The organism is Streptomyces sp. NPDC002306 (genome assembly GCF_053593435.1).
Genome location: NZ_JBSFCK010000005.1, coordinates 89,230 through 100,937, shown reverse-complemented (window position 1 = coordinate 100,937; position 11,708 = coordinate 89,230). Strand labels below are relative to the sequence as shown.

General features: G+C 71.8%; 11 protein-coding genes. 5 read left to right on the top strand and 6 right to left on the bottom strand.

The genetic code is table 11. From position 1 onward, the window contains the following. Positions 1 to 241: 241 nt before the first annotated feature. The 4 genes from ACWCQK_RS12460 to ACWCQK_RS12445 all read left to right on the top strand — a co-directional run bounded on the left by ACWCQK_RS12460 (position 242) and on the right by ACWCQK_RS12445 (position 5,013). A complete protein-coding gene (locus tag ACWCQK_RS12460; protein ID WP_451154810.1) occupies positions 242 to 1,567 on the top strand; it encodes a DUF2252 domain-containing protein in 1,326 nt (441 codons plus the stop codon). A 68-nt stretch (positions 1,568 to 1,635) separates the two neighbouring features. Further along, positions 1,636 to 2,325: a hypothetical protein gene (locus ACWCQK_RS12455; RefSeq protein ID WP_451154808.1), complete on the top strand. Its 690-nt coding sequence runs from the start codon at positions 1,636 to 1,638 to the stop codon at positions 2,323 to 2,325. Between the two features lie 63 nt (positions 2,326 to 2,388). Further along, a complete protein-coding gene (locus ACWCQK_RS12450; protein WP_451154806.1) occupies positions 2,389 to 3,237 on the top strand; it encodes a thioredoxin domain-containing protein in 849 nt (282 codons plus the stop codon). Positions 3,238 to 3,351: 114 nt separating this feature from the next. Further along, positions 3,352 to 5,013, top strand: coding sequence for an alkaline phosphatase D family protein (locus tag ACWCQK_RS12445; RefSeq protein ID WP_451154804.1), 1,662 nt, complete (start codon positions 3,352 to 3,354; stop codon positions 5,011 to 5,013). An 85-nt stretch (positions 5,014 to 5,098) separates the two neighbouring features. On the opposite strand, the gene ACWCQK_RS12440 is transcribed toward ACWCQK_RS12445, so the two are convergent. Next, positions 5,099 to 5,689, bottom strand: a complete 591-nt coding sequence (locus ACWCQK_RS12440; RefSeq protein WP_451154802.1) for a dienelactone hydrolase family protein — start codon at positions 5,687 to 5,689, stop codon at positions 5,099 to 5,101. Positions 5,690 to 5,794: 105 nt separating this feature from the next. Here ACWCQK_RS12440 and ACWCQK_RS12435 point away from each other — a divergent pair, with 105 nt between their 5' ends. Then, positions 5,795 to 6,940, top strand: a complete 1,146-nt coding sequence (locus ACWCQK_RS12435) for a mechanosensitive ion channel family protein (RefSeq protein WP_451154800.1) — start codon at positions 5,795 to 5,797, stop codon at positions 6,938 to 6,940. 3 nt (positions 6,941 to 6,943) lie between these two features. Here ACWCQK_RS12435 and ACWCQK_RS12430 read toward each other — a convergent pair whose 3' ends face one another. The 5 genes from ACWCQK_RS12430 to lspA all read right to left on the bottom strand — a co-directional run bounded on the left by ACWCQK_RS12430 (position 6,944) and on the right by lspA (position 11,654). Beyond that, positions 6,944 to 7,684, bottom strand: a complete 741-nt coding sequence (locus ACWCQK_RS12430; RefSeq protein ID WP_451154798.1) for an SDR family NAD(P)-dependent oxidoreductase — start codon at positions 7,682 to 7,684, stop codon at positions 6,944 to 6,946. A gap of 153 nt (positions 7,685 to 7,837) precedes the next feature. Next, entirely contained in the window at positions 7,838 to 9,424 is a 1,587-nt protein-coding gene (locus tag ACWCQK_RS12425) for a Na+/H+ antiporter (protein WP_451154796.1), read from the bottom strand. An 85-nt stretch (positions 9,425 to 9,509) separates the two neighbouring features. Then, entirely contained in the window at positions 9,510 to 9,986 is a 477-nt protein-coding gene (locus ACWCQK_RS12420) for a GNAT family N-acetyltransferase (RefSeq protein ID WP_451154794.1), read from the bottom strand. After that, a complete protein-coding gene (locus ACWCQK_RS12415) occupies positions 9,983 to 10,927 on the bottom strand; it encodes an RluA family pseudouridine synthase (RefSeq protein ID WP_451154792.1) in 945 nt (314 codons plus the stop codon). Before ACWCQK_RS12415 ends, ACWCQK_RS12420 begins: the two co-directional genes overlap by 4 nt. A 43-nt stretch (positions 10,928 to 10,970) precedes the next feature. Further along, the gene (gene lspA / locus ACWCQK_RS12410; RefSeq protein WP_451154790.1) at positions 10,971 to 11,654 is read right to left on the bottom strand and encodes a signal peptidase II; all 684 of its coding nucleotides are present in this window, start codon (positions 11,652 to 11,654) and stop codon (positions 10,971 to 10,973) included. Between the last annotated feature and the right edge of the window lie 54 nt (positions 11,655 to 11,708).

Sequence of the window (11,708 nt, the reverse complement as noted above, 5' to 3'; positions counted from 1 at the left end):
CGGCCTCCTGGGGAAACGGATGTCGACGAGGGTCCGACCGGCTGCGGACAGTCAGGCGGACAGCGTCGAAGTCTATGCCTCGGCACTGACACGCCGCGGGTTTCCACGCGTACCTTCATGCGGAGGACGCGGGCACTCCCGCGCACCCTCGCACGTTGGTGAGGTCGGACGATCCGTGCGCCACGTGCGATGAGATCCGCCCCACATGTCATGCATCACCTGCACCAGGAGGCACCCAGCGATGTCGGTCCCGCAGCTCAGCGCCGAGCAACGCGGCGAGGAGATCCTCGCCGTCTTCGACACCGCCTTCGGCCAGCTCCTGGCCGCCGACCCGGCCGCGTTCCGCGTGAAGTTCCGGAAGATGGCGGCCTCGGCCTTCGCGTTCTACCGCGGCACGGCGAGCCTCTTCTACCACGACCTGGAGGCCGAGAAGCGGGGCGGCCCGTTCCTGGACGAGCGCACCTCGCGCGTGTGGATCCACGGCGACCTGCACGCCGAGAACTTCGGCACGTACATGGACGCCACCGGCCGCCTGATCTTCAACGTCAACGACTTCGACGAGGCGTACGTCGGCCCCTTCACCTGGGACATCAAGCGTTTCGCCGCCTCCATGGCCCTGATCGGGTACGCGAAGGCGTTCAGCGACGACCAGATCACCGAGCTGGTGGAGGTGTACGCGGGCGCGTACCGCGAGCGCATCCACGCCCTGGCGACCGGCGCCAAGCGCGACGAGGTGCCGCCCTTCAGCCTGGACACCGCCCAGGGGCCGCTGCTGGACGCGCTGCGCGACGCCCGCTCGCTGACCCGCTTCGGGCTGCTGGACTCGATGACCGAGATCCGTGACTTCGAGCGCCGCTTCGCCCCCGGCGGCGGCTCCATCGAGCTGGACGCCGCCACCCGCTACAAGGTGCTCGCGGCCTTCGACGGCTATCTGGAGACGCTGCCGGAGACCTCGCTGGCCCGCCCGGACTCCTACCGGGTCAAGGATGTCGTCGGCCGCCGCGGGATCGGCATCGGCTCGGCCGGCCTGCCGTCGTACAACATCCTCCTGGAGGGCCACAGCGACGCCCTGGAGAACGATGTGGTGATCTACATCAAGCAGGCCCAGACCCCGGCCGTCTCCCGGCACATCACCGACCCGGCGATCCGGGACTACTTCCAGCACGAGGGCCACCGCACGGTGATCTCCCAGCGCGCCCTCCAGGCGCACGCCGACCCGTGGCTGGGCTGGACCGAGCTGGACGGCTCCGGCCAGCTGGTCGCCGAGGTCTCGCCGTACGCGGTCGACCTCGACTGGGGCGACATCGACGACCCGGACGAGATCGCCGCGGTCGTCGCCGACCTGGGCCGCGCGACGGCCACGATGCACGCGGCCGCCGACGACCAGTCCGGCGAGTCCCTGGTGCCGTTCTCCACGGAACGGGCCATCGACGCGGCGATCGCGGCCGACGAGGACGGCTTCGCCGACCTCCTGGTCGACTTCGCGCACGGCTACGGCGCCCGCGCCCGAGCCGACCACCAGATCTTCGTCGACCTCTTCCGCAACGGCCGGATCCCGGGTCTGTGACGGACCGGCCGCGCACAGGAACCCTTTAGGGGTCTTTTACCGGAGCACGTGACACACTCTCCTCCGCTATGGACATATCCGGGACCCACCTCAGAGCCGTACGCGCGGCGCTGTTCACGGCTGTCGTCGTGACGCTCAGCAGCGCGTCCCACGTGCTGCTGTCCCGGGCCCCGCTGCCGGTGAACACGGTGGCCGCCGTCGCGGTCGCCGTGTTCGCCGTCGCCTACGCGCTGGCGGGCCGCGAGCGCGGCTTCGGGCGGATCGCCGCCCTGCTGATCCCGCTGGAGCTGGCCGCCGACACCGTCTTCACCACCGGCCAGCACGTCTGCTACGGCCGCGCGGGCGGCCCCGTCGCCGGACCGCTGCGCTCGGTCGGCTTCGACGTGCTGTGCGGCGGCGCCGACGTCGGCCTCCCGCTGGCCCACGTGACCGGCGCCGGCACCGACCGGGCCGCCGTCCTGCTCGCCCACGCCGACCCGGCCACGGCCTGGCTGCTGCTCGGCACGCACCTCGCCGTCGGCCTTCTCGCGACCGCCTGGCTGCGCCGCGGCGAGCGGGCCCTGGCCCAGCTGCTGGGGGCGGTGACCGCGACCACGTTCCGGCCGCTGCTGCTCGCCTCCCGCGCGGTGACCGTGCGGCGCGCCCCGGCGGCCCGCCGCCCGCCGCGCCCGGTCCGCCGTACGACGGCCGCCCGCGGCCCGCTGCTCGCGCACTCCCTGGGACGGCGTGGACCCCCGTGCTCGGCCGCCTTCGCCTGAGCACATCCACGACCCCACACGTATCCCGCGTACGACACGTGCGCGTCCCACATGGAGATCAGCATGAGCAAGCGCAACAGCCAGGCGTCGAAGACGGCGGCCAGGGAGCGGCTGCGCGTAGAGCGCGAGCGCGAGGCCAAGAAGGCCAAGGCCAAGCGGCAGGTCATCGTCGCCTGCACGGTCGTCGGCGTGCTGGCCGCGGCGGGCGGCATAGGTTACGCCGTCGTCCAGGCCAACAAGCCCGGCCACTGGGAGGCCGTGCTGGACGAGAAGGTCGTCGCGCCGGCCAACACCACGGGCAAGGACGGCACGACCGTGGTCCTCGGCCAGAGCGCCGCCAAGAAGACGCTGAAGCTGTACGAGGACCCGCGCTGCCCGATCTGCGCCTCGTTCGAGCAGACGGTCGGCCCGACGCTCAAGAAGGACTACGACGACGGCAAGTTCAAGATCCAGTACGTCGGCGGCACCTTCCTCGACGGCGACACCGACGGCGACGGCAAGGTCAAGGTCGGCTCCCGCGGCGAGGGCTCCAAGAACGCGATGAGCGCTCTGGGCGCCGCGCTGAACGTGAGCCCCGAGGCCTTCCTGGAGTACAAGACGGCGCTCTACTCGGCGAAGTACCACCCCGAGGAGTCCGACGACAAGTTCAAGAGCGACGACTACCTGATCAAGGTGGCGGACACGGTCTCCGCGCTGAAGAACAACACGACGTTCCAGAACGCCGTGAAGAACGGCACGTACGACGCGTGGGCGCTGGCCATGTCGCAGACGTTCAACACCAACAAGGACGATGTCGACGGTACGCCGAGCCTGGTCATGGACGGCAAGAAGCTGACGGGGTCGGACGGCCAGAACGCGCCCATGACGGTGGCCGACTTCACCACGGCGATCGACGCGGCCCTCAAGGCCTGACCCACCGCACGGAACCGCCCCGCCGCGGGCCGGATTCTACGAGCACGCGAAGAGCGGGCGAACTTTTGCGAGTTCGCCCGCTCTCGTGCGTACCGCTCAGTAACCTGATCGCTCGTGACCAGTCGATACAGATCCTCCGAGAGCGTCAACTCCCTTACGCCCCGCCGCCGTACGGTCGTCAAGGCCGCGGCGGCCACCGCCGTTCTGGCCGGCCCGCTGGCCGCCGCGCTGCCCGCCCGCGCCGCCGCCGAGGCCCCCGCCTTCCTGCACGGCGTCGCCTCCGGCGACCCGCTGCCCGACGGCATCCTGCTGTGGACCCGCGTGACACCCGTCTCCGAGGCGATACCCGGCTCCGGACTCGGTCCGGACACCGAGGTGAGCTGGACCGTCGCCAAGGACAAGGCACTCACGAACGTCGTCGCCCGGGGCTCCCTGACCGCGACGGCCGCCACCGACCACACCGTCAAGGCCGACATCCGCGGCCTGGAACCGGCCACCGACTACTGGTTCCGGTTCTCGGCCGGCGGCACCGGCTCCCCGGTCGCCCGCACCCGCACCACGCCGGCCGCCGGCGCGACGGTCGCCGGCCTGCGCTTCGGCGTGGTCTCCTGCGCGAACTGGGAGGCCGGCTACTTCTCCGCGTACCGCCACCTCGCGGCCCGCGGCGACCTCGACGCCTGGCTGCACCTCGGCGACTACATCTACGAGTACGGCACCGGTGAGTACGGCACGCGCGGGACCGTCGTGCGGCAGACCTCGCCCGCGCACGAGATCCTCAGCCTCGCCGACTACCGCACCCGGCACGGCAAGTACAAGACCGACCCCGACCTCCAGAGCCTGCACCACAAGGCGCCGGTCATCGCGATCTGGGACGACCACGAGTTCGCCAACGACACCTGGTCCGGCGGCGCGGAGAACCACACCGAGGGCGCCGAGGGCAGCTGGACGGCCCGTCAGGCGGCCGCCAAGCAGGCCTACTTCGAGTGGATGCCGGTCCGGCCGGCGATCGCGGGCACGACCTACCGCCGGCTGCGCTTCGGCAAGCTCGCCGACCTCTCCCTGCTCGACCTGCGGTCCTTCCGCTCCCAGCAGGCGTCCACGGCCAGCGGTTCGGTGGACGACCCCGAGCGCACGCTCACCGGCCGCGCCCAGCTCGACTGGCTGAAGGCGGGCCTGAAGTCCTCCGACACCACCTGGCGGCTGGTCGGCAACTCGGTGATGATCTCGCCCTTCGTGGTCGGCTCGCTCGCCGCGGACCTGCTGAAGCCGCTGGCCAAGCTGCTCGGCCTGCCCCAGGAGGGCCTGGCCGTCAACACCGACCAGTGGGACGGCTACACCGACGACCGGCGCGAACTGCTGGCGCACCTGCGCTCGAACGCGATCGGCAACACGGTCTTCCTCACCGGCGACATCCACATGGCGTGGGCGAACGACGTGCCGGTGGACGCCGGCACGTACCCGCTGTCCGCCTCCGCCGCCACGGAGTTCGTCGTCACCTCGGTGACCTCCGACAACCTCGACGACATCGTGAAGGTCCCCGAGGGCACCGTCTCCGCGATCGCCTCGCCGGTCATCCGCGCCGCCAACCGCCACGTCCACTGGGTCGACACCGACCGCCACGGCTACGGCGTCCTGGACATCACCGCCGAGCGCGCGCAGATGGACTACTACGTCCTCTCCGACCGCACCAAGGCGAACGCGACCTCGTCCTGGAGCCGTTCGTACCGCACGCGCACCGGCACCCAGAAGGTCGAGCGCACGTACGACCCGGTCTAGGCCCGGCCGAGGTCGGTTTCGGGCCCGGTCCAGGTTCGGGCTCCGGACCCGGTCCAGGTCTCAAGCCCGGTCCAGGGGCCCGGTTCTAGGCCCGGTCCAGGTCCCGTCGGAGCGAGTCCAGGAAGCCGAGTGCCACCCGCCAGGTGGCCTCGGCGGCCTCCTCGTCGTAGTCCGGCAGACCGGGGTCGGTGTAGAGGTGCCCGGCCCCGGCGTACCGGTAGACCTCGACGTCGGCGCCGGTCCGGTTCATCTGGAGGTACCAGGCGCCGAGCCAGTCGTCCGTCTCGAACGGGTCCGGCTCGGCCACGTGCAGCTGGACCGGCAGCTCGTCCGCCCGGGCGTTGGGCGCGATGTCCGAGGTGCCGTGCAGCAGCAGCAGTCCGCGCGCCTTGTCGTCACCGAGAGCCAGCGTCTGCGCGACGGAGGCGCCGAGCGAGAACCCCGCGTACACGAGCCCGCGCCCGGAGTAGGGAGCGGCGGCCAGGACGGCCCGCCTGAGCAGTTCGTCCTTGCCGAGTTCCGCGCTGAAGGCCGTGCTCTCCTCGACCGCGTCGAACGTGCGTCCGTCGAAGAGATCCGGCGTCCACACCTCGTGCCCGGCCGTGCGCAGCCGGTCCGCCGCCGCACGCACCGCGGGACGCAGTCCGTAGGTCGAGTGAAAGAGCATGATGTTCATGAGGCCATGGTGCCAGCCGGGTACGCCGACACCCGCGCGCACGTACCCGGGAAGACACGGAACTCACATGTTCATGACCGCCCGGGCCCGGTTAGGTTCGAAGGCATGGAGAACATACTCCGCCCGCTGATCGTCATCGGTGGCTCGGTCATCCTCACGCTGGCCCTGGGCTGGGCCACGGACCGGCTGCTGCGCAAGGCCGACGCACGGCACAGCGAGACCCCGCTGTGGGATCTGCTGCGCCGTGCCCGCGTCCCCTACCAGCTCGTGCTCTGCGCCGCCCTGCTCAGAGGCTCGTACGACGCGGCGAAGGTGCTGGAGGAGCACCGGGTCGGGGTCGGCCGGACGCTGACCCTGGTGCTGATCGGGTCCGCCGCCTGGCTGGTGATCCGGATCGCGGCCGCGATCGTCGAGACGTCCTACAGCCGCTACGCCCGCGCCCACCGCGATCCGGCCCGGGTCCGCAGGGTCCGCACCCAGGTGTCGCTGATCGTGCGGGTGGTGTCGGCGATCGTCGGCGTGGTGGCCGCGGCCGCGATGCTGCTGACGTTCCCGGCGATGCGCGCGGCCGGTGCCTCCCTGCTGGCCTCGGCCGGCGTCCTCGGCATCGTCGCCGGTGTCGCCGCCCAGTCGACGCTCAGCAACCTGTTCGCGGGCCTTCAGATCGCCTTCGGCGACATGGTGCGGATCGGCGACACGGTCGTGGTGGACGGCGAGTGGGGCACGGTCGAGGAGATCACCCTGACCTTCCTGACCGTACGGACCTGGGACGAGCGCCGGATCACCATGCCGGTGTCGTACTTCACGTCCAAGCCGTTCGAGAACTGGTCGCGCGGCACCCCGCAGATGACCGGCATCGTCTACTGGCACCTCGACCACTCGGCGCCCGTCGAGGCGATGCGCGAGAAGCTCCGCGACATCCTCCGGGAGTGTCCGGCCTGGGACGGCCGGGACTACGGCGTCGCGGTCACCGACTCGACGCCCAACACCCTCCAGGTACGCGCCCTGGTGACGGCCAAGGACGCCGACGACATCTGGACGGTACGGGTCACCGTCCGCGAGCAGATGATCCGCTGGCTGTCAGCGGAGCACCCGTACGCGCTGCCCCGGGTCAACACGGCGGACGCGGTGCTGCCGCCGAGCCGCCGCTCCCCCGACGGGCCGGCCACCGGCCGCCCGGCCCGCGACGGGGAGTCCCGTGACGGGGCGCTGCCCCGCGTCCACGAGCCGCCGCGGACCGGCCGCGGCTGACCGTCACCGCCCGCGCTCGGCGCCGCCGTTGACCTGGACGACCTGCGAGGTGACATGGCCGGCGCCGGGGGACGCGAGCCAGTGCAGGGTGGCCGCGACGTCCCCGGGCGTGCCGGCCCGCCCGGTGGCGGTCTCCCCGATGAGCCGTTCCCGCCGGGCCGCCTCCATCGCGTCCCCGAAGAACTCGGTGTCCTCGACATAGCCGGGGGCGACGACGTTCACGGTGATCCCGCGCGGCCCGAGATCACGGGCCAGGTCGTGGGCGTACGGGTGCAGCGCGGCCTTGGCGCCGCCGTACGCCCCGCTGCCCGATCCCCGGTAGGCGGCGATGGAACTCACGAACAGCACCCGCCCGCCCGGCTCGGCGAGCCGGTCCCGCAGCGCCTCCGTGAGAAGGACAGCGGTCAGGGTGTTGATCCTGAAGTTGACGCTCCAGTGGTGCGCGACGACGTCGAGCGGATCGTCGCTGTCGCTCCCGGGCTCCAGTTGTCCGTTGCCCCCGGCGCTGTGGACGAGGACGTCCACGGTTCCCCACTCGCGCGCCACGAGGTCGGCGACCCGGCGCGCCTCGCGCGGTTCGCTGAGATCCGCCGCGCAGGTCGACGCCCCCGGCACCCCGGCCCTCGCCAGCACCTCGGGCCGCCGCCCGAGCAGCAGGACCTGGTCCCCGTCGGCGGCGAAGACGCGCGCCGCCGCGAGCCCGATCCCGGTACCGCCACCACTGATCACCACATTGCGAGCCATGATCCGATGGTAGGAGCGGACGGCCGCCGACGGTGGCGATCCCGGCCTCTTTCGGCCTGTCCACCGTGCCGCCGCGCACCGGGGAACGCACGAAAGAACCCCACGGAAGAAGCGCACGAAAGAAGCTCACGGAAGAAGCAGAGCTCAGCGAGCTCACCGAAGGCTGCGCACATCCAAGTGCCGCAGCACCCGGTCCACCACCTCCGGGTCGGCCCCCGGCTCGCTGCGCGCCGCCAGCACCTCGTGCCGCGCGGCGCTCAGCAGCTCCCCCTGGATCCGCCGCAGCCGCTTGACCCTGCGCGCCCGCTGCTCGTGCGCCTCCCGCCGCTCGTCCTCCGCCATGTCCGGGCTGATCCGCACCCCGATGTCGAAGGCCCGCCGCAGCATCTGCTCCAGCAGCTCCTCGGGCAGGTCCTCGACCTCCTCGATCTCCCGCAGCCGCCGCTTCGCCGCCTTCGCCGCCCGGATCGCCAGCTCCCGCTCGAACTCCTTGTCCCGGTCCGGGTCCGCGCGCACCCCGAGCCGCTTGACCAGCCACGGCAGCGTCAGCCCCTGGAGCACCAGCGTCGCCATGATCACCCCGAACGCGATGAACACGATCTCGTCCCGGTCCGGGAACGGCGACCCGTCGTCGGTCTTCAGCGGGACGGCCAGCGCCAGCGCGACCGAGGCCACCCCGCGCATCCCCGCCCACCACATGATGACGGTCTCCCGCCAGCTCACCGGGATCTCCTCGTCGTAGTCCCGCTTGGCGTGCAGCCGCTTGGTCAGCCAGGTGGCGGGCAGCAGCCACGCCAGCCGCACCAGCACCACCACGGCGACGATGATGCCCGCCCACCCGAGCAGCTCGCCCCAGCGCCCCGACGCCGTACGGATCGCGTTGTGCAGTTCGAGCCCGATCAGCCCGAACGCGACGCCCGTGACGAGTGTGTCGACGATGTCCCAGAACGTGTGGCCGGCCAGCCGCCTCGCCACGTCGTCGGCGTCGGTGGCGTACTCGGCGATGAAGAGCGCCGCGGTGAGCACGGCGAGCACCCCGGACCCGTGCAGCTCCTCCGCGAGGACGTACGCGGCGTACGGCACCAGCAGCGTCAGGCTGATCTGGAGGGTGGGGTCGTCCAGCCAGGCGATCAGCCGGTGGGTGCCCCAGCCGAGAGCGAGTCCGACGGCGACCGCGACGACGGCGGACAGCACCAGGTCGAGCCCTGCCTCCCACGGCGAGAACGCCCCGCTGACCACGGCGGCGATCGCCACGTGGTAGAGCACGATCGCCGTGACGTCGTTGAACAGGCCCTCGCCCTCCAGGATCGACACCAGCCGGCGCGGCAGTCCCAGCTGTCCGGCGACGGCGGTCGCGGCCACCGGGTCGGGCGGGGCGACCAGCGCGCCCAGTGCCACGGCGGCCGCGATCGGCAGTCCGGGCACGATCGCGCTCGCGACGGCCGCCACACTCAGCGTGGTCACGAACACCAGCGCCACGGCCAGCAGGAAGATGGGCCGCTTGTTGGCCGCGAACTGCCGCCACGAGGTCCGCCGCACCGCCGCGTACAGCAGCGGAGGCAGCAGCGCGGGCAGGATCAGATCAGGCGGAATATCGACATTCGGCACGAAGTCCGGCACCGCGAGGGCGATACCGAGCAGCGTCATCAGCACCGGCGCCGGCAGTCCGACCCGGTCCCCGACCGGGACACTCACCACGGCCCCGAGCAACAGCACGAACAGCAGGGCCAACTGATCCACGGTCAGCGCTCCGGGAGTCGACGTTCACACAGCAGGCCTCAAGCCTGCCACGCGGCTCCCGCCACCGGCCGTTCGCCGCCCCCGGCTACACAGCGCGCCGCATCGCCCGGTGCGGGATCCCCGCGTCGGGGAACTCCGGGCCGTACGCCACATATCCCAGCCGCTCGTAGAACCCCAGTGCGTGCGTCTGCGCGTGCAGGTCCACCGCCGCCAGTCCACGCGCGCGGGCCGCCTCCTCGATGCCCCGCACCAGCGCGGCCCCGACGCCCAGCCCGCGGGCCGCCCGCGCCACGGCCAGCCGCCCCAGCGACCCGACCGACAGGTCACCGCCGGTCTTCGCCGCGGCCTCCTCGCCGAACAGCAGCCGTCCGGTGCCCAGCGGCACCCCGTCGTCACCGATCGCCAGCACATGCAGCGCCACGGCGTCGTAGGCGTCGTACTCGATGTCCTCGGGCACGCCCTGCTCGACGACGAAGACCTCCTTGCGGACCGTGAAGCAGGCCTCGCGGTCGGCGGACTCCTCCGCGACCCGCACGTCGTACGAGACGACCGACAGCGTCATGCGTAGGTCTCCTCTCGCACCTGGTCCAGGGCCTGGCGAAGGTCCTCGGGGTAGTCGCACTCGAACTCGACCCACTCCCCGTCCCCGGGGTGCTCGAAGCCGAGCCGCACGGCGTGCAGCCACTGGCGGGTCAGCCGCAGCCGCTTGGCGAGCGTCGGGTCGGCGCCGTACGTCAGGTCGCCCACGCAAGGGTGCCGGTGGGCGGCCATGTGGACGCGGATCTGGTGGGTGCGCCCGGTCTCCAGCTTCACGTCGAGCAGGGAGGCCGCGCGGAAGGCCTCGATCAGGTCGTAGTGCGTGACGGACGGCTTGCCCTCGGCCGTCACCGCCCACTTGTAGTCGTGGTTGGGGTGCCGGCCGATGGGCGCGTCGATGGTGCCGCTGGTCGGGTCCGGGTGCCCCTGCACCAGCGCGTGGTAGCGCTTGTCGACCGTGCGCTCCTTGAACTGGCGCTTGAGCGAGGTGTACGCGCGCTCGGACTTGGCGACCGCCATCAGACCGGACGTGCCGACGTCGAGGCGGTGCACGATGCCCTGGCGCTCGGCGGCGCCGGAGGTCGAGATGCGGTACCCGGCGGCCGCGAGGCCGCCGATGACCGTCGGGCCGGTCCAGCCGGGGCTGGGGTGCGCGGCGACACCGACCGGCTTGACGATGACGACCACGTCCTCGTCGTCGTAGACGATCTCCATGCCCTCGACCGGCTCGGCGACGATCTGCACGGGCGCGGGCGCCTGCGGCATCTCCACCTCGAGCCAGGCGCCCCCGTGCACCCGCTCGGACTTCCCGACCACCGAGCCGTCGACCGTGACCTTTCCCGCCGCCGCGAGCTCGGCGGCCTTGGTACGGGAGAAGCCGAACATGCGGGAGATGGCGGCGTCGACACGCTCGCCCTCCAGGCCGTCGGGCACGGGCAGGTTTCGGATCTCGGGAATCGTGCTCACCCGTCGAGTATGCCGGACAGGTCCGACAGTCCCGAACGTGTGCTCAGTCCTTGTGGACGGTTCCGTCCGGATCCAGGCCCCTGAAGGACAGCAGCACGATCAGGATGCCGCCGCACACGATCGCCGAGTCGGCGAGGTTGAAGACGGCGAAGTGCTTGGGCGCGATGAAGTCGACGACCGCCCCCTCGAACACCCCCGGCGAGCGGAAGATCCGGTCGGTGAGGTTGCCGAGCGCGCCGCCGAGCAGCAGGCCGAGCGCGATCGCCCAGGGCAGGCTGTAGAGCTTGCGCGCGAGCCGGGCGATCACCACGATCACCGCCGCCGCGATCACCGTGAAGATGATCGTGAAGGCCTCGCCGAACCCGAAGGCGGCGCCCGCGTTGCGGATGGCCTCGAACTTCAGCCAGTCGCCGACGATCTCGATCGGCGCGTGGTGCTCCAGCTTGGCCACCACGATCATCTTGCTGACCAGGTCGAGGGCGTACGCGAACGCGGCGACCGCGAACAGCACGGCGATCCGCCGCTTCCCCCTGGACGGCTCGGCAGGGGCCTGCGAGGCCCCCGGTCCGGCCGTCGTCCCGTCGGTGCCGGGCCCGCCGGCCGGGGCCGTGGCCCCCTCGGAACCGGAGCGCTCGCCCGACGCCGCGTCGTCGCCGGGCTGTTCCTGCCCGGCCCGTACCGCGTCCGGAGTGCCCGGCGTACCGATGATCCGCTCCGCCTCTGCCACGTGAGTCCCTCAACCTAGGTGCCTGACTGAGCACGAGGGTACGGCACGCCTCCG

Bases quoted from the DNA above. Each gene is read 5' to 3' on its own strand.
- ACWCQK_RS12455 (WP_451154808.1), top strand. From the start codon at position 1,636: ATGGACATATCCGGGACCCACCTCAGAGCCGTACGCGCGGCGCTGTTC.
- ACWCQK_RS12435 (WP_451154800.1), top strand. From the start codon at position 5,795: ATGGAGAACATACTCCGCCCGCTGATCGTCATCGGTGGCTCGGTCATC.
- ACWCQK_RS12460 (WP_451154810.1), top strand. From the start codon at position 242: ATGTCGGTCCCGCAGCTCAGCGCCGAGCAACGCGGCGAGGAGATCCTC.
- ACWCQK_RS12450 (WP_451154806.1), top strand. From the start codon at position 2,389: ATGAGCAAGCGCAACAGCCAGGCGTCGAAGACGGCGGCCAGGGAGCGG.
- ACWCQK_RS12430 (WP_451154798.1), bottom strand. From the start codon at position 7,684: ATGGCTCGCAATGTGGTGATCAGTGGTGGCGGTACCGGGATCGGGCTC.
- ACWCQK_RS12420 (WP_451154794.1), bottom strand. From the start codon at position 9,986: ATGACGCTGTCGGTCGTCTCGTACGACGTGCGGGTCGCGGAGGAGTCC.
- ACWCQK_RS12440 (WP_451154802.1), bottom strand. From the start codon at position 5,689: ATGAACATCATGCTCTTTCACTCGACCTACGGACTGCGTCCCGCGGTG.